At 68.9% G+C, this 21,346-nt stretch carries 21 protein-coding genes and 1 pseudogene; 16 read left to right on the plus strand and 6 right to left on the minus strand.

Going from position 1 to position 21,346, the window contains the following annotated elements:
- Window positions 1–8: 8 nt before the first annotated feature.
- A complete protein-coding gene (locus tag ACZ6DT_RS19580; protein ID WP_465596820.1) occupies window positions 9–1,361 on the minus strand; it encodes an MFS transporter in 1,353 nt (450 codons plus the stop codon).
- A gap of 289 nt (window positions 1,362–1,650) precedes the next feature.
- Between ACZ6DT_RS19580 and ACZ6DT_RS19585 the strand changes: the two genes are divergently transcribed.
- The 9 genes from ACZ6DT_RS19585 to ACZ6DT_RS19625 all read left to right on the plus strand — a co-directional run bounded on the left by ACZ6DT_RS19585 (window position 1,651) and on the right by ACZ6DT_RS19625 (window position 9,557).
- Window positions 1,651–2,571, plus strand: a complete 921-nt coding sequence (locus ACZ6DT_RS19585) for a phosphotransferase (protein WP_465596823.1) — start codon at window positions 1,651–1,653, stop codon at window positions 2,569–2,571.
- A gap of 82 nt (window positions 2,572–2,653) precedes the next feature.
- Window positions 2,654–4,123 carry a 2-hydroxymuconic semialdehyde dehydrogenase gene (locus tag ACZ6DT_RS19590; RefSeq protein WP_465596826.1) on the plus strand — a complete coding sequence of 490 codons (1,470 nt, stop codon included), beginning with the start codon at window positions 2,654–2,656 and terminating at the stop codon, window positions 4,121–4,123.
- Window positions 4,120–4,911, plus strand: a complete 792-nt coding sequence (locus tag ACZ6DT_RS19595; RefSeq protein WP_465596829.1) for a 2-keto-4-pentenoate hydratase — start codon at window positions 4,120–4,122, stop codon at window positions 4,909–4,911. The genes ACZ6DT_RS19590 and ACZ6DT_RS19595 overlap by 4 nt, the downstream gene beginning before the upstream one ends.
- Complete coding sequence (locus ACZ6DT_RS19600; protein ID WP_465596832.1) at window positions 4,908–5,840, plus strand: acetaldehyde dehydrogenase (acetylating); 933 nt, start codon at window positions 4,908–4,910, stop codon at window positions 5,838–5,840. The genes ACZ6DT_RS19595 and ACZ6DT_RS19600 overlap by 4 nt, the downstream gene beginning before the upstream one ends.
- Window positions 5,837–6,844, plus strand: a complete 1,008-nt coding sequence (gene dmpG / locus ACZ6DT_RS19605) for a 4-hydroxy-2-oxovalerate aldolase (RefSeq protein ID WP_465596835.1) — start codon at window positions 5,837–5,839, stop codon at window positions 6,842–6,844. Before ACZ6DT_RS19600 ends, dmpG begins: the two co-directional genes overlap by 4 nt.
- A complete protein-coding gene (locus ACZ6DT_RS19610; RefSeq protein WP_465596838.1) occupies window positions 6,841–7,617 on the plus strand; it encodes a 2-keto-4-pentenoate hydratase in 777 nt (258 codons plus the stop codon). The genes dmpG and ACZ6DT_RS19610 overlap by 4 nt, the downstream gene beginning before the upstream one ends.
- Window positions 7,614–8,042, plus strand: a complete 429-nt coding sequence (locus ACZ6DT_RS19615; protein WP_465596841.1) for a RidA family protein — start codon at window positions 7,614–7,616, stop codon at window positions 8,040–8,042. Before ACZ6DT_RS19610 ends, ACZ6DT_RS19615 begins: the two co-directional genes overlap by 4 nt.
- Window positions 8,039–8,560, plus strand: coding sequence for a 3-hydroxyanthranilate 3,4-dioxygenase (locus ACZ6DT_RS19620; RefSeq protein ID WP_465596844.1), 522 nt, complete (start codon window positions 8,039–8,041; stop codon window positions 8,558–8,560). Before ACZ6DT_RS19615 ends, ACZ6DT_RS19620 begins: the two co-directional genes overlap by 4 nt.
- A gap of 1 nt (window position 8,561) precedes the next feature.
- Window positions 8,562–9,557 carry an amidohydrolase family protein gene (locus tag ACZ6DT_RS19625; RefSeq protein WP_465596847.1) on the plus strand — a complete coding sequence of 332 codons (996 nt, stop codon included), beginning with the start codon at window positions 8,562–8,564 and terminating at the stop codon, window positions 9,555–9,557.
- Between the two features lie 10 nt (window positions 9,558–9,567).
- Here the strand turns inward: ACZ6DT_RS19625 and ACZ6DT_RS19630 are convergent, their stop codons facing one another.
- The gene (locus ACZ6DT_RS19630; RefSeq protein WP_465596850.1) at window positions 9,568–10,491 is read right to left on the minus strand and encodes a LysR substrate-binding domain-containing protein; all 924 of its coding nucleotides are present in this window, start codon (window positions 10,489–10,491) and stop codon (window positions 9,568–9,570) included.
- 26 nt (window positions 10,492–10,517) lie between these two features.
- Here ACZ6DT_RS19630 and ACZ6DT_RS19635 point away from each other — a divergent pair, with 26 nt between their 5' ends.
- Both ACZ6DT_RS19635 and ACZ6DT_RS19640 read left to right on the plus strand, forming a co-directional pair.
- On the plus strand, window positions 10,518–11,693 hold the full coding sequence (locus ACZ6DT_RS19635) for a carboxylesterase family protein (RefSeq protein WP_465596853.1): 1,176 nt from the start codon (window positions 10,518–10,520) through the stop codon (window positions 11,691–11,693).
- 121 nt (window positions 11,694–11,814) lie between these two features.
- Complete coding sequence (locus ACZ6DT_RS19640; RefSeq protein WP_465596856.1) at window positions 11,815–12,162, plus strand: MerR family transcriptional regulator; 348 nt, start codon at window positions 11,815–11,817, stop codon at window positions 12,160–12,162.
- A 61-nt stretch (window positions 12,163–12,223) separates the two neighbouring features.
- Here the strand turns inward: ACZ6DT_RS19640 and ACZ6DT_RS19645 are convergent, their stop codons facing one another.
- Window positions 12,224–13,837 (minus strand): peptide chain release factor 3, encoded by a 1,614-nt coding sequence (locus ACZ6DT_RS19645; RefSeq protein ID WP_465596859.1) that lies wholly within the window; start codon window positions 13,835–13,837, stop codon window positions 12,224–12,226.
- Window positions 13,838–14,028: 191 nt separating this feature from the next.
- On the opposite strand from ACZ6DT_RS19645, the gene ACZ6DT_RS19650 reads away from it, so the two are divergent.
- Window positions 14,029–15,609, plus strand: coding sequence for a SulP family inorganic anion transporter (locus ACZ6DT_RS19650; RefSeq protein ID WP_465596862.1), 1,581 nt, complete (start codon window positions 14,029–14,031; stop codon window positions 15,607–15,609).
- Window positions 15,610–15,642: 33 nt separating this feature from the next.
- Here the strand turns inward: ACZ6DT_RS19650 and ACZ6DT_RS19655 are convergent, their stop codons facing one another.
- Window positions 15,643–16,053, minus strand: a complete 411-nt coding sequence (locus ACZ6DT_RS19655; protein WP_465596864.1) for an ArsR/SmtB family transcription factor — start codon at window positions 16,051–16,053, stop codon at window positions 15,643–15,645.
- Between the two features lie 129 nt (window positions 16,054–16,182).
- Between ACZ6DT_RS19655 and ACZ6DT_RS19660 the strand changes: the two genes are divergently transcribed.
- The 3 genes and pseudogenes from ACZ6DT_RS19660 to ACZ6DT_RS19670 all read left to right on the plus strand — a co-directional run.
- Window positions 16,183–16,587 carry an arsenate-mycothiol transferase ArsC gene (locus ACZ6DT_RS19660; protein ID WP_465596867.1) on the plus strand — a complete coding sequence of 135 codons (405 nt, stop codon included), beginning with the start codon at window positions 16,183–16,185 and terminating at the stop codon, window positions 16,585–16,587.
- A gap of 31 nt (window positions 16,588–16,618) precedes the next feature.
- On the plus strand, window positions 16,619–17,686 hold the full coding sequence (gene arsB, locus ACZ6DT_RS19665; RefSeq protein WP_465596870.1) for an ACR3 family arsenite efflux transporter: 1,068 nt from the start codon (window positions 16,619–16,621) through the stop codon (window positions 17,684–17,686).
- Window positions 17,683–17,865, plus strand: a pseudogene (locus ACZ6DT_RS19670) (FAD-dependent oxidoreductase); the annotation flags it as partial. The gene arsB and the pseudogene ACZ6DT_RS19670, both read left to right, overlap by 4 nt.
- Window positions 17,866–17,955: 90 nt before the next feature.
- Here ACZ6DT_RS19670 and ACZ6DT_RS19675 read toward each other — a convergent pair.
- Window positions 17,956–19,299 (minus strand): FAD-dependent oxidoreductase, encoded by a 1,344-nt coding sequence (locus tag ACZ6DT_RS19675; protein ID WP_465596873.1) that lies wholly within the window; start codon window positions 19,297–19,299, stop codon window positions 17,956–17,958.
- A 103-nt stretch (window positions 19,300–19,402) separates the two neighbouring features.
- Here ACZ6DT_RS19675 and ACZ6DT_RS19680 point away from each other — a divergent pair, with 103 nt between their 5' ends.
- The gene (locus tag ACZ6DT_RS19680) at window positions 19,403–20,248 is read left to right on the plus strand and encodes a helix-turn-helix domain-containing GNAT family N-acetyltransferase (RefSeq protein ID WP_465596876.1); all 846 of its coding nucleotides are present in this window, start codon (window positions 19,403–19,405) and stop codon (window positions 20,246–20,248) included.
- Between the two features lie 61 nt (window positions 20,249–20,309).
- On the opposite strand, the gene ACZ6DT_RS19685 is transcribed toward ACZ6DT_RS19680, so the two are convergent.
- A complete protein-coding gene (locus tag ACZ6DT_RS19685; RefSeq protein ID WP_465596879.1) occupies window positions 20,310–21,323 on the minus strand; it encodes a hypothetical protein in 1,014 nt (337 codons plus the stop codon).
- Window positions 21,324–21,346 lie beyond the last annotated feature (23 nt).

The raw sequence follows: 21,346 nt of genomic DNA on the forward strand, positions 1-21,346 counted from the left end.
AGCGGACTCTAATGATCGTCGAGCCCGGCCGGGCGGGTGTTCACGGACAGCGGAACCGCGTCGTGGCCGCGAGGTTCGTCCATTGTGGATTCCGCGGCACGGGACGGGACCAGGCGGAACAGGAACATCGCGCTGATCATGCTGACGCCGCAGATCGCCGCCAGGTACCAGGTGATGCCGATGGTCGAGCCGGTGGCGTTGAGCACCGCGGTGGCGATCATCGGAGCGAGCCCGCCGCCGAGGATCGCGCCGCCCTGCAGCAGCAGCGACATGCCGGAGAACCGGACGTTGACCGGGAAGGTGTCCGCGATGATCGCGCCCTGCACGCAGTGGGTGATCGGGACGACCAGACCCATCCCCGCCAGCGCGAGCATCGCGAGCCCGGTGTCGCCGGTGTTCAGCAACGGGAAGAACGCGAGGCACCACAACAGGAGCGCGGCCGACCCGGCGACGAACATGGTGCGCCTGCCGTGGCGGTCGGCGATCCGCGTCCAGATCGGGATGGTGGCGAACCACAGCACGGCCGATCCGGTCACCGACAGGATCAGGAACTGCCGGTCGTAGTGCAGGTTCTGGGTCCCATAGGAGAGGGTGAAGACCATGAACACGTAGGCGACCGCCGAGTTCGCCACGCCGACCAGCAGTGTCAGCGCGAGCCTGCCGAAGCCGACCTTGAGCGCCGCGCCGAGCGGGAACCGGACCACCTTGTCGTCCTGAGCGGCCCGGGTGAACGACGGTGATTCGGTGATCCGCAGCCGGATCATCAGGCCGATCGCGACCAGCACGAAGCTCAGGAGGAACGGGATCCGCCAGCCCCACGTGGCGAACGCGCTCGCGGGCATCACCGCACTGCTGCCGAGGAACAGCAGATTCGCCAGCAGCAGTCCGGCCGGGGTGCCCATCTGCGGGAATCCGGCGTACCGGTTCCGTTGATCGGCGGGCGCGTGTTCCATCGACATCAGGGTCGCTCCCGCGCCTTCGCCGCCGAGCCCGATGCCCTGCACGATCCGCATCGCGACCAGCAGGATCGGCGCCCAGATGCCGATCGCCTCGTAGTTCGGGATCAACCCGATCAACGTGGAGCCGATGCCCATCAGCATCAGGGAGACCACCAGCGTGGACTTGCGGCCGATCCGGTCGCCGAAGTGGCCGAACACCAGACCGCCGAGCGGGCGGGCGATGAAGCCGACGGCGAAGGTGCTGAACGCGGCAAGGGTGCCGACCGTGGGGCTCAGCGAGGGGAAGAACTGCTTGTTGAAGATCAGCGCGGACGCGGTGCCGTAGAGGAAGAAGTCGTACCACTCCAGGGTGGTTCCGGCGAGCGTGGCGGCGGCGATCTTGCGGGGCGCGGGTGTGTTCATCTGCGAAAACCCAATCGACTCGGGCGACAGCCGATCGCGGCTGCGGGCGATTGGGCAGAAGCCTGACACCGTGAGGCATAGGCCACAAATGCCGAATTGCCGGTCTGCTATACCCAAACGGGTATGTCTCTGGAGGTAGTGAAGCCGACGCCGCGAGGTCGACCTTGTGCCGAATTGGCGGTTTCGCGTGACTGGATGGACGGCACCTGTGATCCGATGGACGACACACGTGACTGGACGGACAGCACGCGCGCGCCGGCGGGTTTGACGCGGCTGGGACAGTTTCCTTGTGACGTTGGAGGGTCTGCCGGGCTGGCTGCCGGTCTGGTGTGCGGAGCACTTGGGAGCCGAGCCGGTCGGCGTCCGGTTCGAGTTGCGGTCGATGTCGATGGTGTTCGGTCTGCGGCTGGCAGGCGGGCGGGACGTCGTGGTGAAGGCGCGCGAGGACGACTGCCGGGCCGCGTCGTGTCTCGCCGCGCAGACCTGGTTGGCGGATAAAGGGTTTCCTTGTCCGCGGCCGCTCACGCCCGCGGTCGGCGTCGGTGTGCTGACCGTCCACGCCGAGGAGTTCCGGCCCGGCGGTGAGCCGCTGCCGGGTGACTCGCCGGACGTCGCCGTGCGCTACGCGGCGGTGTTCGCCCGGCTGACGGGCGGACTGGCCGACCTGGTCGTCCCGCCGCCGCTGCCGAATCCGCGCTGGTCGCGTTGGGATCACCAGGATCCCGGGGTGTGGCCGTCGATCGGGTTCCTCGACGAACTGGATCAGAGTGCCGTACCCGCGTGTGTCGTCGACACGGCGGGCCGGGTGCGCGAGCGGCTGCTGGCCGCCGACCTGCCATGCGTACTGGGCCACGCCGACTTCGAGGCGCAGAACCTCCGCTGGCACGGCACGGAGGTGTGGTCGGTGCACGACTGGGACAGTCTGGGATGGCAACCGGAGGCGGCGCTGGTGGGGGCGGCGAGTGGCGTGTTCCCCAAGACCGGGCCGGCCAGGCTGCCGCCGATCGAAAGTTCCGCCGCGTTCCTGGCGGCCTACCAGGATGTCCGTGGGCGCCGGTTCACCGAGGAGGAGCAGGAGGTCGCGTGGGCGGGCAGCCTGTGGACGGCGATGCACGACCTCCGCTGGGAAGCCCTGCATGGCAAGGCTCCGAAAGCCGGTGACGCTGTCCTCGCGCAGGCGGCCGAACGTCTTCGCCTGGCGAACGCCTAATTCCCCGGTATGTGAGTTCAGGTATAGCTAACGCGAAGAAACGCATTTGTTCCGCATGGCGCGGCCGGTCAGAGTGAACGGCATGACGCAGTCAGTGCGGTGGATCCGCAACTTCGTGGACGGTGAGTTCGCCGAACCGGACGGGCCGGGGTTCCCGGCGGTCGATCCGGCGACCGGCGCGGAGTTCGCCCGGGTGCACGAGGCCGACCGGGAGCTGGTGCACCGCGCGGTCACCGGTGCGCGCGCGGCGTTGCACAACGGCTGGGCGGACACTCCGGTGCGGGAGCGGACCGCGTTGCTGCGCCGGGCGGCCGACCGGATCGAGGCCCGGTTCGAGGAGTTCGTCGCGGCCGAGGTCGCGGACACCGGAAAACCGGTCACCCGGGCCCGCGAGCTGGACGTGGCCCGCGCGGTGGCGAACTTCCGCACGTTCGCCGACGTGATCGCGGCCGCCGGTCAGGAATCGTTCGTCACCGACCTGCCCGGTGGGGCGCAGGCGCTGAACTACGCGGTGCGCAAGCCGCTCGGCGTGGTCGCGGTGATCGTGCCGTGGAACCTGCCGCTGCTGTTGCTGACCTGGAAGGTCGCGCCAGCGCTCGGCTGCGGCAACGCGGTCGTGGTCAAGCCGAGCGACCAGACCCCGTCCACCGCGACCCTGTTGGCCGAGGTGCTGGCCGAGGTCGGATTGCCCGCGGGCGCCTACAACGTGGTGCACGGGTTCGGCGGCGACTCGGCGGGGCAGTTTCTGACCGAGCATCCCGGCATCGACGGGGTGACCTTCACCGGCTCGTCGGCCACGGGAACCCAGGTGATGCGCACGGTCGCGCCCCGGGTCCGGCCGGTGTCGTTCGAACTGGGCGGGAAGAACGCCGCCATCGTGTTCGAGGACGCCGATCTCGACGAGACGCTCGCCGGGCTGACCCGGTCGGTGTTCGCGAACACCGGGCAGGTGTGCCTGTGCACCGAACGGGTGTACGTGCAGCGCTCGGTGTTCGAGGACGTGGCGGCCGGATTGGTGGAGCGGGCGCGCGGGCTGCGGCTCGGCGACCCGTCGGCGGAGCGGACCACCACCGGCCCGCTGATCTCGCCGGAGCATCGGCGCAAGGTGCTGGACTACCTCGCGCTTGCCGAGCAATCCGGCGCCAAAACCCTGACGGGCGGTGGGATTCCCGAGCTCGGGCCGGAACTCGACGGCGGCTCGTGGCTGGAACCGACCCTGTGGACCGGTCTGACCAACAAGGACCGGCCGGTGCGGGAGGAGATCTTCGGCCCGGTGGCCGCGCTGATCCCGTTCGACACCGAGGACGAGGCGATCGCGTTGGCCAACGACACCGAATACGGGCTCGCGTCCTCGGTGTGGACCCAAGACCTGCGCCGAGGGCACCGGGTCGCGCAGGCCATGCACGTCGGCATGTCCTGGGTGAACACCTGGTTCCTGCGCGACCTGCGCTCGCCGTTCGGCGGGATGGGGCTTTCCGGGATCGGCAGGGAGGGCGGCGCGTCTTCGCTGCACTTCTACACCGAGCCGACGAATGTGTGCGTGCGGCTGTGACCGCGCCGATCGAGGCGGCCGCCGCCCGGCTCACGACCGCGGCGAGCACCGCGACCCCGTGCCCCCCGGTGCGGGAATTCCTTGGCGCGCAGGATGTCGACGCGGCTTATGCGGTGCAACGCAGGCTGCGTGACGAGCGGGTCGCGGCGGGCGCCAGGGTGGCCGGGGCGAAGATCGGGCTGACCGCGGCCTCGGTGCAGCGGCAGTTCGGCGTTTACCGGCCGGACTTCGGTGTGCTGTTCGACGACATGCTGTACGCACACACCGAACCCGTGCCGTACCGGCGGTTCCTGCAACCCCGTGCGGAGGGTGAGATCGTGTTCGTACTCGGCCGCGATCTGGACGTGCCTGGTGCTTCGGTCGCGGACGTGCTGCGGGCGACCGAGTTCGTGCTGCCCGCGATCGAGATCGTGGACTCCCGGATCGCCGCCTGGGACCTGTCCATTGTGGACACGGTGGCGGACAACGCGTCCAGTGGCGCGGTGGTGCTCGGGTGCAGCCCGTTCTCGTTGACCGGCCGGGATCTCGCCGCGACGGGGATGACTTTGGAGGTGGACGGCGAACCGGTGTCGTTCGGCGCGGGCCACGCCTGCCTGGGCTCGCCGGTGGTCGCGGTCGCCTGGCTGGCCCGCGAACTGGCCGCTCGCGAGCAGCCGTTGCGCGCGGGCGACGTGGTGATGTCCGGGGCGCTCGGCCCCATGGTGCCGGTCACGGGCGCGGGCCGGTTCCGGCTGCGGCTGGACGGACTCGGGGAGGTCGACGCGGTGATCGAGGAGGAGACTCAGTGACAGCAACGGTTCCGGTCGCCGTCATCGGCTCCGGCAACATCGGCACCGATCTGATGATCAAGGTGCTGCGGTTGTCGAAGACGCTGCGGATGGCCGCGATGGCGGGCATCGACCCGGCCTCGGACGGGCTGGCCAGGGCCGCCAGGCTCAAGGTGGCCACCACCCACGACGGTATCGACGGCCTCGCCGCGCTGCCGGAGTTCGCCGGCGTGCGGGTGCTCTTCGACGCCACCTCGGCCGGTGCGCACCGGCGGCACGCCGAGGTGGCCGAGGCGCACGGCAAGCTGATGATCGACCTGACCCCGGCCGCGCTCGGCCCGTTCGTGGTGCCGCCGGTGAACCTGCACGAGCACCTCGCCGCGCCGAACGTGAACATGGTGACCTGCGGCGGACAGGCCACGATCCCGATCGTGGCCGCGGTGTCCTCGGTCGCGCCCGTCGCGTACGCGGAGATCGTCGCGTCGATTTCATCCCGCTCGGCCGGGCCGGGAACCAGGGCGAACATCGACGAGTTCACCGAAACCACCGCGGCCGCGATCGGTGAGGTCGGCGGCGCCGCGATGGGCAAGGCGATCATCGTGCTGAACCCGGCCGACCCGCCGATCGTCATGCGGGACACGGTGTACTGCCTGGTCGAGGGGGAGCCGGACCGGGAGAAGATCGCGGCGTCGGTCCGGCTGATGGCCGAGCGGGTGCGCGAGTACGTGCCCGGTTACACACTGAAACAGGAAGTGCAGTTCGACCCGGTGTCCCGCCAGTGGGTGCCCGAGCTCGGCCGGGAGATCTCCGGGCTCAAGGTCTCGGTGTTCCTCGAAGTGCTCGGCGCGGCCCACTATCTGCCGGACTACGCGGGAAATCTCGACATCATGACCTCGGCGGCACTGCGCACGGCCGAGCGGATCGCCGAACTGAGGGGGTGGCTCCGATGAAGGTCTACCTCCAGGACGTGACCTTGCGCGACGGTATGCACGCGATGGGGCACGCGTACACCGTGGACCAGGTCCGGCGGATCGTGTCCGCTGTGGACAAGGCGGGCGTGGCGGCGATCGAGGTCGCGCACGGCGACGGGATCGGTGGGTCCAGCGCGACGTACGGATTCGGCGCGCACACCGACGAGGAGTGGATCACCGCGGCCGCCGAGGTGATCGAGAACGCCACGCTGACCACGTTGCTGCTGCCCGGTATCGGCACCATCGGACAGCTGCGCCGCGTCCACGACCTCGGGGTGCGCAGCGTGCGGATCGCCACCCACTGCACCGAGGCCGACGTGGCCGCGCAGCACATCGCCTGGGCTCGCGAGCAGGGCATGGACGTGTCCGGCTTCCTGATGATGAGCCACCTTTCCACGCCGTCGGCGCTCGCCGAACAGGCCAAACTGATGGAGTCCTACGGCGCGCAGTGCGTGTACGTCACCGATTCCGGTGGGCGGTTGACGATGAACGGGGTCGCCGAGCGGATCGACGCGTACCGGCAGGTGCTCGGCGCGCATACCGAGATCGGCATCCACGCGCACGAGAACCTCTCCCTTTCGGTGGCGAACAGCGTCACCGCGGTCGAGCACGGCGCCTACCGGGTGGACATCGCGCTGGCCGGGCAGGGCGCGGGGGCGGGCAACTGCCCGGCCGAGCCGTTCGTCGCGGTCGCCGATCTGCTCGGCTGGGAGCACGGAGCGGACCTGTTCGCGTTGCAGGACGCGGCGGACGACCTGATCCGCCCGCTGCGGGAGCGGCCGGTCCAGGTTGACCGCGAGACGCTGACCCTCGGTTACGCCGGGGTGTACTCGAGCTTCCTGCTGCACGCCGAGCGCGCGGCCGCCCGCTACGGACTGGACACCCGGCGGATTCTCACCGAGGTCGGCAGGCGGAAGCTGGTCGGCGGGCAGGAGGACATGATCGTGGACATCGCACTCGACCTGGTACGGAGCACCACATGACGGCCGCCGAGGAGATCTCGGCGCTCGCCGATCGGCTGGACGCCGCGCAGACCACGTGCGCGGACACCCCGAGCCTCGCCGATGATCACGAGTTCGACATCGCCGACGCGTACGCGATCCAGGCCGCGCTGGTCGCCCGCCGGGAGGCACGTGGTGAGCGGGTGCTCGGAGTCAAGCTAGGGCTGACCAGCAAGGCGAAGATGGCGCAGATGGGCGTGTCCGAGGTGATCGCCGGCAGGCTCACCGACGCGATGCGCGTCGCCGACGGCGGCGAAGTCTCGCTGGCGGGCTTCATCCATCCGAAGGTGGAGCCGGAGGTCGCGTACCGGCTGGCTCGCGACATCGACCTCACAGATCTTGCCGATCCCGCGTTCGACGTGGAGTCCGCTGTGGACGCGATGGCACCGGCGATCGAGATCATCGACTCCCGGTACCGGGACTTCCGGTTCACCCATACCGATGTGGTCGCGGACAACACCTCGGCCGCCGGGTTCGTGCTCGGCCCGTGGCGCGCGTTCGGCGAGGTGGCGAACCGGGCGGTGCGGCTGCGGTCCGGGGACCGCGAGGTGATCGGCTCGACGGCGGCGATCCTCGGCGATCCGGTGCGCGCACTGCACGCGCTGGTCGAGCTGTGCCGGAAGCGGGAGATCCCGTTGCGGGCCGGGCAGGTGGTGCTGGCCGGGGCGGCGACCGAAGCGGTGCCCTTCGCGCCCGGCGTCGCCGAAGCGGACATCGCCGGACTCGGCCGGGTTTCGGTGCGGGGGCTGGCATGAGCGGGCGGGTGATTTCCGGGCTGGCCGAGCCGAGAGGCCGCTTCCCGCATGTGAAGGTCGCGGGAGACCTGATCTTCGTGTCCGGCACCAGCTCCCGACGCCCGGACAACACGTTCGCCGGCGTCGAGGTGGACGAACTCGGCACCACGAACCTGGACATCCGGGCGCAGACCCGCGCGGTGATCGAGAACATCCGCGGCATCCTGCACGAGGTCGGCGCCGACCTCGCCGACCTCACCCAGATCACCACCTTCTTGGTTTCGATGAACGATTTCGGCGGCTACAACGAGATCTACGGCGAATACTTCGACGAAACGGGCCCTGCCCGCACCACGGTCGCCGTGCATCAGCTGCCGCATCCGCATCTGCTGATCGAAATCCAGGCGATCGCTCATCTACCGAAAGACACGGAGGTCCCGCGATGACCCGCATTCCCGACGTCGTCAATTTCCAGGCCTGGATCGCCGAGCACGAGCATCTGCTCAAGCCGCCGGTGAACAACCGGACCATGGCGCTCGGCAGCGACTTCATCGTGCAGGTCGTCGGCGGGCCGAACCAGCGCACCGATTTCCACGTCGACCCCTACGAGGAATGGTTCTACCAGCTCAAGGGCAACATGCACGTGAACATCATGACCGACGAAGGCCAGAAGACCATCCGCATCTCCGAAGGCGACACCTGGCTCCTGCCGGGTGATATCCCGCACTCGCCGCAGCGTCCGGAGGCCGACTCGATCGGCCTGGTCATCGAACGCGTCCGCGAGGAGGGCACGCTGGAGAAGTTCCAGTGGTACTGCCTCGAATGCGCCGCGCTCGTGCACGAGGTGGAACTCCAGGTGCGTGACATCGTCGAGGATCTGCCACCGGTCTTCACCGCGTTCTACGGCGACGAGCAGGCCCGCACTTGCGGCGGCTGCGGTGCCCTCCACCCCGGAAAGGGCTGAGATGACCGGCCTGATCGACATCCACACGCATTACGTGCCGAACGGCTGGCCGGATCTGCGCGCGGACGCCGGGCCGGACGCGCCGTGGCTGCGCGCGGAAACCGAGTCCGAGGCGATGATCATGATGGGGGACAAGGAGTTCCGCCGGATCGGCGCGGACTGCTGGAACGCGGAGACCCGGCTGCTGGACATGGACGCCGACGGCGTGCGCACCCAGGTGGTCTCCCCGACGCCCGCGTTCTTCAACTACGGCCGGACCGGCGAGCAGGCGGGCCGGATCGCCCGCATCTTCAACGACCTGGCGCTGGAGATCGTCGCACCGGCGCCGGACCGGCTGATCCCGTTCTGCCAGGTTCCGTTGCAGGACCCTGACGCCGCGTGCCGTGAACTGGAACGCTGCCTGGCCGCGGGGCATCGCGGAGTGGAGATCGGCAACCACGTCGGCGACCAGGATCTCGACAGCGCCGGAGTGGAAACCTTCCTGCAGCACTGCGCTTCGCTCGGGGTTCCGGTGTTCGTGCACCCGTGGGACATGGCCGATTCGCCCCGGCTGGACCGGTGGATGGCGCGCTGGCTGACCGCGATGCCCGCCGAAACGCATCTGTCGATTCTGGCACTGGTGCTCGGCGGGGTCTTCGACCGGATCGACGCGAGCCTGAAGATCTGCTTCGCCCACGGCGGCGGTTCGTTCGCGTTCTGGCTCGGCCGGATGGAGAACGCCTGGCATCGGCGGAACGACGTGATCGGCACCTCGGAGTTCCCGCCATCGCACTACCTCGACCGATTCCACGTCGACTCGGTGGTCTTCGACGAGCGAGCGCTGCGGCTGCTCGTGGACACGCTCGGCGCCGAGCGGGTGATGGTCGGCAGCGACTACCCGTACCCGCTCGGTGAACGTCCGGTCGGCGAGGTGGTGCGCAAGAGCGGGTTCCTGAGCGAGACCGAGCGGCGGCTGATCGCCAGCGGGAACGCCGAACGCTTTCTTTCCCTGTCGTGATCGGACAGTCCTAATGCGACATGCCGGTGGCGACGTCGGTGAGGCTGCGGATCAGCGCGTCCACCGACGGGCTGAGCGTGCGCTGGGCGGGCAGGGTGAGTCCGACGCTGTGCCCGATGGGTTCCAGCGCCAGCGCGACCCTGGTGATCCTCGGATCGTCCTTGGTGATCAGGCTGGGCAGGGCGGCGATCACGTCGGTCTCCAGCAGCAGCTGCCGCACGGTGAGGAACGAGGTGGTCTCCACCCGGTTCGCGGGCAGCGGGAAACCGTTACGGGTGAACAACTGTTCCAGCTCGCGGCGAAGCGCGGTCTCCGCGCCGGGCAGGATCCACGGGTACTCCGCGAGGTCGGCCAGCTCGACGACGGTCGCGCCGGCCAGCGGATGCGCGGTGCGCACCACCAGATCCACCGACTCGTCGTACAGCTTGCGCCGTTCGATCCGCTCGTCCGAAGGCGCTGTCAGCCTGCCGATGATCAGATCGACCCGGCCCGCCTCCAACTCCACCAGCAGTGCTTCCGGAGAACCCTCCCGGACCACGATGGTGAGGTACGGTCGCTCGGTCTTGATCGCCGCGATGGCGCGCGGCAGCAGCATGTTCGAGCCGGCGAGATGGGTGCCGACCACCACCGTGCCGCGCTCGGCGTCGGCCAGCTCGGCGACGTGCCGCCCGGCCTGCTCGAGCTGGGCGAGCACCGCCCTGGCATGCCCGGTGAACGCCTCGCCGAATACGGTCGGGGTGATGCCGCGCGGGCCGCGTTCGAACAACCGCACGTCGAGGATCTCCTCGAGTTCGTGCAGACTTCGGGTCGCCACCGGCTGCGTCACGTGCAACTCGGCGGCGGCTCCGACCACGGTGCCCTGCCTGGCCAGCGCGTCGAGCAGGACGAGATGGCGGAATTTCAGTCGGCCGTCCAGCAGGCGAGGCAAGATCACCAGCCGATCCTACCCGCGAGGTGCGTATGACCACGATTGTCCGAACCGGACCGATTCGCTATGCCACAGCGGCGCGGTTCGCGCCGCCGGTCGCCGTTTCTGAGCAGGCGCCGTCCAGCGGAGAGATCAGCCCGCAACCGCCGTCCCGGCTGGACCGCGTGATGGGACCACCGCGCGATCGCCTCCCGCAGGGCGAGGACTGTCTCAACCTGACGATCAGCACCCCGGGCCTGGACGCCGGAGGCAGGCCGGTGCTGGTCTGGCTGCACGGTGGCGGATTCTCCAGCGGTGGCGGGTTGCTGGACTGGTACGACGGCGGCGCGCTGGCGGCCGAAGGCGACCTGGTGGTGGTCGGCGTCAACTACCGGCTCGGCGCGCTCGGCTACCTGTACCTGGACGGGGTCAGCCCCGGCAACCTCGGGCTGGCCGACCAGCTCGAGGCGCTGCGCTGGGTGCGGGCCAACATCGCGGCCTACGGCGGTGACCCGGACAACGTGACGGTCGCCGGACAATCGGCGGGCGGCATCTCCATCCGGCTGCTGATGGACCTTCCCGAGGCACGCGACCTGTTCCGGCGGGCGATCCTGCAGAGCGCGCCGCTCGGCCTCGGCTCCCGTTCGCCCGAGCGGGCGGAGAAACTCGGCCAGGTGTTCGCCGACGCGCTCGGCACCGACCCGCGCACTGCCGGAATCGCAGAAATCCTTGCCGCGCAAAGGGAAACCGCGTTGACCAACCTGCGGCTCACCGGCGACCCGATGGAACCCGCGTTCATTCCGGTGGATACGCCGGACAAGGAGTCCTTCGCGGACAACGTGTGCGACCTCGAGGTGCTGTACGGCTGGAACGCCGACGACATGACCGCGTTCCCGGGCGCCGCCGGTACCGACGAGATCTACGTCGAACCGCTGGCCGCTTTCGGCGACCGGCTGCGCGAGGCCGGAGCCGACGTTTGGTCGTATCGTCTGGACTGGCGGCCCGAGGGGTCCGAGTTCGGCGCCACCCACTGCGTCGAACTGCCGCTGCTGCTCGGCACCCAGGGGGCGTGGCAGGACAGCCCGATGCTCGGCGAGGTCCCGTGGCCCGAGGTCGACGCCTTCGGCACCGCGCTGCGCGCCGTCTGGGCGAGGTTCGCCCGCACCGGCACCCTTGACCCCACTCCGCTCGCGGGCCGCCCCGTCCGGTTCGGCCCCGAAGTTCCGTGAAGGCCTCCTTGAGGGACCCAGTGTCTCTCAAGGAGGCCTTCACGGTCGCGCAGTCGCCGGGCCGAAGGGTGCATTGCCGTAGGCAGCCTGATCGAGGAAAGGAACCGGCGTTGGCGAGCGGATGCAGATCGGCGAGGTGGCCGAGCGCACCGGGCTGTCCCTGCGCACGATCCGGTATTACGAAGAAGTCGGGCTCGTCATCCCCAGCGCGCGCAGCCAGGGCGGATTCCGGCTCTACACCGAGCCGGACATCGAGCGGCTACAGCTGATCAAGCGGATGAAGCCGCTGGGTTTCCAGTTGGAAGAGATGCGCGATCTGCCGGCCATTCTGGACCCGGCGGCCCGGAGCTCGAAGACCCCGAAGCCCGGCTCGCCGAGTTCGGTGAAATCGCCGAGAAGGCGTGCGAGGAGCTGTGCGCGAAACTCGCCATCGCCGAGGAGTTCGCCTCGCTCCTGCGTGCGCATGTGACCGCTGCCCGGCAGAATCCCGCGGCGGCGGGAAAATCGCGGCGTTGACCACGCTCCGTTGGTCAGCCGCCCTCGGCCACCAAGGACTCCAGCGCCAGTTCGGGATTTCCTCGCACCATGAGCCGCAGGGCCAGATCGTCGGCGAAGAGGGCGAGGTCGGTGCCGTCGAGGCGGGTGAGGACCTCGCTGTTGCGGCCCTTGTCCACGACCGAACGCTGGCTGGGGTCGGCGAGGCGCCGGGCCACCTGATACGACAGTTGCTCCAGCCGGATCGGTGAGCCGAACTCGGCGTCCATGCGGTGGGCGGCGACCTCGAACTGCATCGGCCCGACAGCGGCGAACACCGGCGCGGCGTCACCGCGCAGGTCCGAGCGCAGCACCTGGACCACGCCCTCCGCCCCGAGTTGCTCGACACCCTTGCGGAACTGCTTGGCGCGGCCGAGGTCGGTGGGCCGGGCGACGGCGAAGTGAGCGGGGGCGAAGCTGGGCAGGCCGGGGAACCGCACGGCGGGCTTGCCGGAGTGCAGCGTGTCGCCGACCCGCAGCGCGGTGGCGTTGACCAGCCCGATGACGTCCCCGGGATAGGCGGTGTCCACTGTGGAGCGTTGCTGGCCGAACACCTGCTGCACGTATTTGGTGGCGAAGGGTTTACCGGTGGTGGCGTTGGTGACGACCATCCCGCGTTCGAACAACCCGGAGCACACGCGGGCGAACGCCACCTGGTCCCGGTGCGCGGGGTCCATTCCGGTCTGCACCTTGAACACGAACGCCGAGAACGGTGCGTCCAAGGCGCGAATCCGGCTGTCGGCGTCCGTGCGCGGTGCGGGCCGGGGCGCGAGTTCGACCAGCAGGTCCAGCAGATGGCGGACGCCGAAGTTGCGGACGGCCGCGCCGAACAGGACCGGGGTCGCGGTGGCGGCGGAGAAGCGGGAAGCGTCGAACTCGCCGTCGGCGGCGCGCAGGAGTTCCGATTCCTCCTGAGCCTGTGTCCAGTCGGCGCCGAGGTCCGCCTCCGCCTCCCGGGCGCCGAGACGCTCGTCCGGTGCGATGGTCGTCCCGTGCGCGGTGGGCAGGTAGCGGACGAAATCCCCGCTCGGGACGTCGAGGACGCCGCGCAGGTGTCCGGCCGTCCCGACCGGCCAGGTCAGCGGCATCGGTTGCAGCCCGATCCGGTCGGTGAGTTCGTCGCACAACTGCAGGGCTTCCCGGCCGGGCCGGTCCCACTTGTTGATGAAGGTGATCACCGGGATCCCGCGGTAGCGGCAGACGTCGAACAGTTTCAGCGTCTGCGGCTCCAGGCCCTTGGCGGCGTCGAGCAGCATGACGGCGGAGTCGACGGCCGAGAGGACCCGGTAGGTGTCTTCGGAGAAGTCCGCGTGCCCCGGCGTGTCCAGCAGGTTGATCACCGTGTCGCCGTAGACGAACTGCAGCGCGGCGGAGGTGATGGAGATCCCGCGTGCGCGCTCCATCTCCATCCAGTCGGAGGTCACCCCGCGTCGTCCGGCCTTGCCGTGCACCGCGCCCGCCTGCGAGATCACCTGGGCGTGGAGCGCCAGTGCCTCGGTCAGCGTCGACTTGCCGGCGTCGGGGTGGCTGATGACGGCGAACGTCCGGCGACGGCTCGCCTCGGCGATCACCTCGGACCGTTCGGCCTGGACTGCGTTGCCTGCCGTCACACTCGACTCCTCCGGGGTGCGATCTTGAGCGTCTGCCGCTGGGTTCAGTTCACCTCACCGGCTTTTCTCGGCCGATACCGGGGTTGTCCGGCCGTCGACGTGATCACGACCTCATTCGGCCGGGGAGGTTCGGTGACGCGACGATCTCTCATCTAACGTCAGGTGAGAGTTGCCGACGTTATCAAGCGCTCATGAAGTCTTTAAGCACGCCATGGCGGCATGAGAGTGACCGCGCCGCGCGGCACCCGAGAAAGTCAGGTTGTCGGTCTGTGTCGAGTCTTGTGACCCAGGTGTCCACGCGTCTGCGCGGCACGCGCCCGTCGTGGTTGTCACCCAAGGTCGCCCGCACCGAAATTCTCGCCGGTCTGGTGGTCGCGCTCGCGTTGATCCCGGAGGCGATCTCCTTCTCGATCATCGCCGGGGTGGACCCGAGCGTGGGATTGTTCGCGTCGTTCACCATGGCGGTGGTGATCTCGATCGTGGGCGGTCGTTCGGCGATGATCTCCGCCGCGACCGGTGCGATCGCGCTCGTGGTCGCACCCCTGGCGCGTGAGCACGGGCTGAGCCACCTGATCGCCACGGTGATCCTGGGCGGTCTGTTCCAGATCGTGCTCGGCTCGCTGGGCGTGGCCAGGCTGATGCGGTTCGTCCCGCGCAGCGTGATGGTCGGGTTCGTCAACGCGCTGGCGATCTTGATCTTCATGGCGCAGGTGCCGGAGCTGATCGACGTGCCGTGGCCGGTGTACCCGCTGTTCGCCGGTGGGCTCGTGCTCATGGTGCTGTTCCCGAAGCTGACCAAGGTGGTTCCGGCGCCGCTGGTGTCCATCGTGGCGTTGACCGCGCTGACGATCGCCGCGGGGATCGCGGTCCCGACGGTGGGGGACAAGGGTGTCCTGCCCTCCTCGCTGCCGTCGCTCGGCGTTCCGGAGGTGCCGTTCACCTTCGACACGCTCGCGTTGCTCGCGCCGTATGCGCTGGCGTTCGCGCTGGTGGGGCTGATGGAGTCGTTGATGACAGCGAAGCTGGTCGACGACATCACCGACACGCATTCCAACAAGACGCGTGAGGCGATCGGACAGGGTGTCGCGAACATCGTCACGGGCTTCTTCGGCGGGATGGGCGGCTGCGCGATGATCGGTCAGACCATGATCAACGTGAAGACCGCCGGAGCCAGGACCCGCTTGTCGACGTTCCTGGCCGGGACGTTCCTGATGATCCTGTGCATCGTTTTCGGTCCGCTGGTCTCACGGATCCCGATGGCGGCACTGGTGGCGGTGATGGTGCTGGTCGCGTTCGGCACCTTCGACTGGCACAGCGTCTCCCCGGCCACGCTCAAGCGGATGCCGTGGGGCGAGATCATCGTCATGGTCGTCACCGTGGCCGTCGTGGTGGCCACCGACAACCTCGCCATCGGCGTGGTGGCCGGCTCGATCACCGCGATGGTGATCTTCGCGCGCCGGGTCGCGCACCTGGTCGACGTCACCGCCGTGGCCGACCCGGACGGAACCAAGGTCGTGTACGCCGTTACCGGCGAGCTGTTCTTCGCCTCCAGCAACGACCTGGTCTACCAGTTCGACTACGCGAACGGCCCGGACAAGGTCGTCATCGATCTCACCGACGCCCATATCTGGGACGCCTCCACCGTCGCCGCACTCGACGCGATCACCACCAAATACGAGTCGCGGGGCAAGACCGTCGAGATCGTGGGGCTGAACAAGCACAGTGCCCGCATGCACGGGAAGCTCTCCGGCGAACTCACGGGCAGCCACTGACGCGGCCTGATGTCACGAAGACGCGCCGTCCGGTCAGCACCTCGTGTCGCGCTCCGCTTCGGTGAGGCGGGCCGGCCGATCGGCGAGCGGACCACCTGGGCGAAGCAGATTCTCGAGGGTTTCGAGCGGTTCGGGGACGACGGTGTACCAGCTCCAGGTGCCGCGCCGCTCCCGGTCGAGGATGCCGGCGGAGACCAGTACGCGCAGGTGATGGCTGAGCGACGGCTGAGGCATGTCGAACTCTTCGGCCAGATCACAGAAGCACGCCTCGCCGCCGGGGGAGTACCGCACCAGCGACAGTAGACGGATTCGCACCGGGTCCGACAGCGCCTTGAAGAGCTTCGCCGCCGCCTCGGCGTCGCCGGAGTCGACGACCGCGGCGGGTTCGGCCATCAGCAGGGTCACCGCGATCGGTTTCCGGGTACGGCCGTTCTCGCTCGCCACGGGCCCTCCTTCGCTGCCGACGTCCGTCGAGGCTCACCATACCCGCTGAATTGACAAAGCTCGATCCAAGCTCTTGAATTGCATCGGCATACTTCGATGCAGTCAGTGAACCGGCGGAAGGAAATGGGTATGACCCGCACGCCCGAGGTGTTGTTCGTCTGCGTGCACAACGCCGGCCGGTCGCAAATGGCCGCCGCGTTGTTGCAGCACTACTCCCTCGGCCGCATCGCCGTCCGGTCCGCGGGTTCCGAACCCGGGGAGAGGGTGAACCCGGCCGCCGCCGCGGCGCTCGCGGAGTGGGGATTGGACACCACCGCCGAGGTGCCGAACAAGCTGTCCACGGAGGACGTCGAAGCCTCCGACGTCGTGATCACCATGGGTTGCGGCGACACCTGCCCCGTGTTCCCCGGCAAGCGGTACCTCGACTGGCCGCTGGAGGATCCCGCGGGTCAAGGCGTTGAGGCTGTTCGTCCGATCCGTGACGAGATCGACCGACGGGTCCGTGGCCTGGTCGCCGAAATCCTCGACGCCTGATCCCCACCGCCGACTTCTGGAGACCAGCCCTGTGACTCGAACCGCCGACAAGGCCGACGCCGACGTCCTGCACAAACTGTCCTTTCTGGACCGGTTCCTCCCGATCTGGATCATCGTCGCGATGGGCGCCGGGCTGCTGCTGGGCAGTGTGATCCCCGGTCTGCAGGGTGTACTGGACGCGGTGAAGATCGGGCAGGTCTCCTTGCCGATCGCGCTCGGTCTGTTGCTGATGATGTACCCGGTGCTGGCGAAGGTCCGCTACGACAAGCTCGACACCGTGACCAAGGACAAGCGCACCATGGTGCTTTCCTTGGTGCTGAACTGGGTTCTCGGCCCGGCGCTGATGTTCGCGCTCGCCTGGCTGATGCTGCCCGATCTGCCGGAGTACCGGACCGGGCTGATCATCGTCGGTCTCGCGCGCTGCATCGCGATGGTGATCATCTGGAACGACCTCGCCTGCGGTGACCGGGAGGCCGCGGCGGTGCTGGTCGCGCTGAACTCGGTCTTCCAGGTGATCATGTTCGGCGTGCTCGGCTGGTTCTACCTCGATCTCCTGCCGGGATGGCTCGGTCTCGACACCACCAGCCTCGACTTCTCGCCGTGGGAGATCGCGCTCAGCGTCGTCATCTTCCTCGGTATCCCGCTCGCCGCCGGATACCTCTCGCGCCGCATCGGGGAGCGGAGCAAGGGGCGCGACTGGTACGAGGGCGAGTTCCTGCCCAAGATCGGCCCGATCGCGCTCTACGGCCTGCTGTTCACCATCGTGATCCTGTTCGCCCTGCAAGGTGAGAACATCACCGCCCGCCCGCTCGACGTCGCCCGGATCGCGCTGCCGCTGCTGGTGTACTTCGCGATCATGTGGATCGGCGGCTATCTGCTGGGCAAGGCGTCCGGGCTGTCGTACGAGCGCACCACGACACTGGCGTTCACGGCGGCGGGCAACAACTTCGAGCTCGCGATCGCCGTCGCCATCGGTGTCTTCGGTGTGACGTCGGGGCAGGCGCTCGCCGGGGTCGTCGGCCCGCTGATCGAAGTACCGGTGCTGGTCGCGCTGGTCTACGTCAGCCTCTGGCTGCGGAAACGCTGGACCGCGGAATGACCGGAGCCGCGCGGGTGGTCGTCATCGGCGGAGGCCAGGCCGGCCTCGCCGCGGGCTACTACCTTCGCCGCGCGGGCCTGGACTTCGTCATCCTCGACGCCCAAACCCAGCCGGGCGGCGCCTGGAACCACGGCTGGAACGTGCTGCGCCTGTTCTCCCAGGCGAGGCACAGTTCCTTGCTGGACAACGACGGCGGACGCGGCGCCACCCGGACGCGGTAAGTGCAGGTGGCGCCGGTCGTGACCGGCACAGCCGTCAGCGCACAGCCGTCAGCGCACCGCGGCAGACGGCGCGGACAACGTCAGGACCTCCGGCTCCGGTGCGGCGCAGCAGCCACCCGCGGCCGGTGCGTCGTCCGGCTCGTCGAACAGGCCGGCACCGCCGCAGACTCCGGTCTCGGCCATCCGCAGTTCGACCCGTGCGGCCGCCTCATGGTCCCCGGCCAGCTGGGCGGCGATGCTGCGGACCTGCTCGTAACCGGTCATCGCCAGGAAGGTCGGCGCCCGGCCGTAACTCTTCATCCCGGCAAGGTAGAAGTCCTTCTCCGGATGCGCGAGTTCCTTGGCGCCGTGGGGGTACACGGTTCCGCACGAGTGGACGTTCGGATCGATCAGCGGCGCGAGCGCGACCGGTGCCTGCAGTGTCGGGTCCAGTTCAAGCCGGATCTCCGAAAGCCACGTCAGGTCGGGCCGGAAACCGGACAGGGTCACGACCTGGTCGACCTGCCCGATCCGTTGCCCGCTGGAGGAAATCAAGGTCAGCCGCCCGTCGGTGTCGCGTTCGATGACCTCGGTGCGGAACCCGGTCACCACCGTGATCAGCCCGGCCTCCACCGCCACCCGCGCCCGCATCCCGAGCGCACCCCGTGCCGGGAGCTGGTCGGCGTCGCCGCCGCCGAAGGTGTCGCCGACCGCGCCGCGGCGCAGCACCCAGCTGATCCGCGTGCCCGGCGAGTCCTTCGCGAGGCCGGACAACGCGACCAGCGCGGTCAACGCCGAATGCCCGCTGCCCGCGACCACCACATGCTTGCCCGCATACCGTGCTCGCACGGTCTCGTCGCCCAGATCCGGGACCCGGTAGCCGATCAGGTCCGCCGCGGACCGTTCGCCGACGGCGGGAAGCCCTTCCCCGCCAAGGGGATTCGGTGTCGACCAGGTCCCGGAGGCGTCGACCACGGCCCGGGCGGTGACGCGCTCCTCCGAGCCGTCGGCGGCGCGAACGTGGACGTTGAACGGTTCTTCGTCCCGGCCGCTGTCCACGACCCGGTCCCGCCCCCGGCGTGCCACCCCGATCACCTCCGCGTCGAAGCGCACCCGGTCGCCAAGAGTCGCGGCGAGCGGGCGCAAGTACCGTCCGGCCCACTCCGAACCTGTCGGATAAGTCTCGCCGTCGGGCCGGGTCCAGCCGGTTTGCTCCAGCAGTCGCCCGGCCGCGGGGGCGACGAGTTCGGTCCAAGGCGAGAACAACCGCACGTGGTTCCACTCGGCCACATCGGCTCCGGCCCGCGCGCCACGTTCCAGCACCAGCGGCTCGAAACCCCGCTCCACCAGCTCGGCGGCGGCCGCCAGCCCCACCGGTCCCGCTCCGATCACCACGACAGGCAGCTCGTTCATCCCCACGCACCTTTCATCGACCTGGCTCGATTGAACCGAGGTGGCGAATGTATCGACCGGCGTCGATTGACGCAACCATCGATTCTGGTCGATACTGGGTCGCATGACGACGGTCGTACCCGTTCCCCTCGCCGGTCTCCTGCCCGAGCGCGAAGCCGCGACCTATGCCGGGTGGTTCGCCTGCCTGGCCGAACCGACGCGGGTCAAACTCCTGCACGCCGTCGCGACCTCGCCCCGCGGCCTGACCGTCGGCGCGCTCACCGAGATCCTCGGGACCAGCCAGTCCACCTGCTCCCACCACGTGCGGAAACTGGCCGAGGTCGGCTTCCTGCATCTGCGGAAAGAGGGCACGGCCACGGTCGTGACGATCAACCAGGCGTGCTGCAGTGGCCTTCCGCACGCGGCCGACGCGGTGATGGGCCTGCTCGCGCCGCGGCCGTGCTGCCCGGACAACGTGCCCGAAGACATCACCATCCGTGCCGTTCGTGACGACGACTGGGACGCGGTCCGCCGGATCTATGGTGAAGGCATCGAGACCGGGCTCGCCCCCTTCGAAACCGAGGTTCCCGGTCGCAAGGCGCTCGAAGCGAACTGGCTGCCTGGACACCGCTGGGTCGCCGAGATCGACGGGCGGGTCGCCGGCTGGACGGCGGCCACCCCGGTCTCGGCGCGCGGGTGCTACCAAGGGGTCGCCGAGACATCGGTCTACGTCGGAGAAAGCCATCGCGGCCGCGGCGTCGGGAAGGCCTTGCTCTTCAAGCAGGTCACCGAAGCCGACGCCGCCGGGCTCTGGACCTTGCAGACCTCGATCTTCACCGACAACCGCGCCGGCATCGCCCTGCACCACAGCGCCGGTTACCGCACCGTCGGCATCCGCGAACGCATCGCCCGACGCGATGGCGTCTGGCACGACACGGTCTTTCTCGAACGACGGAGTTCCGTCAACTAGCCGGCACTGGACAGTGCGGAGCACTGAGCGCACCGCACTGCCCAGATTTCAGGTGAAGGGCTCAATACGGCAGGACGTACGCGTGGCTCATGTCGGAGGCATGCGTGGTCGTCGAGCCGCGTGAGTCGGTGAGCCTGAGCGCCGTCCCCTGGATGCCGGCGGTCTCACCGCCCAGCCATTCGGCCTTGACGTAGGCATTGAACCGGGGGACGCAGCCCGGCGCCTTGCTCACGGCGAAGTCCGGCTTGTTGAGCGGCACGTACTTGTGGTGCACCCAATACGGCACGTCGTGCGTGACCTCGACACTGCTGTCGGTCTTGCAGAGTGTGCCGTCCGACTTCCACTGGTTGACGAAGAGCGTGAACTTCACCAGAGCCGTCTTCTGCTTGTCGCACGGCGTGTTCGGCACGCAGACCTGCAGTTCGACATCGCCGACCACGTTGAGGCCCTGCACCGTCGAGGGCAGGTCGAAGTAGTCGAGCGCGGGCAGCCGCACCACCGGGGCACCGGAGTTGAGGGGCGCGCCCGCCGCGCTCACGCTGGACTGCACCGGCTGCCCGTCGGTGGCGTTGGTGACCGAAGTGTCGGCGAACGTGAGGTACCCGCTGACCAACCGGTAGGTGGCGTCGTTGGCGTTGAGCGAGTTGCCCCGCACGTTCGCGGTGCAGGTGACCGTGCCGGCGACGCCGGGGTGGACGAGGAAGCGGGTGTAGAGCGTCGCGTCCTGCAACGGGGAGCCCGAATTCACGTCGTAGACGTTCTGCCCGATCACCATGTTCTTGCTCCAGCCGCCCGGACCCCGGCAGACGACCTCGTTGTCGAAGAAGCTGCGGATGGTGGCGTTGTTGACCCGCATCTTCGAAACCACGTACGCGGTCTGAGTGGCGGTCATGTTCAGCGAGATGGTGCCTACGGGAGTGACGTTCTGGTCGACCCCGCCTCCCGGTGGGAGCCCGGGCGCCAGGATCGTTTGCGGGGTGAAGGTGGCAGATGTCGCCGCCTGTGCCGGTGTGGCGGCCAGCAGGCAGGCGGTCAGTGCGAGCACCGCCGTCGCGGCCAGGGTGCGAATGGTCAAGTGGAACCTCCTCATCGGCGTTT

It is taken from the genome of Amycolatopsis sp. NPDC041971 (assembly GCF_055588925.1).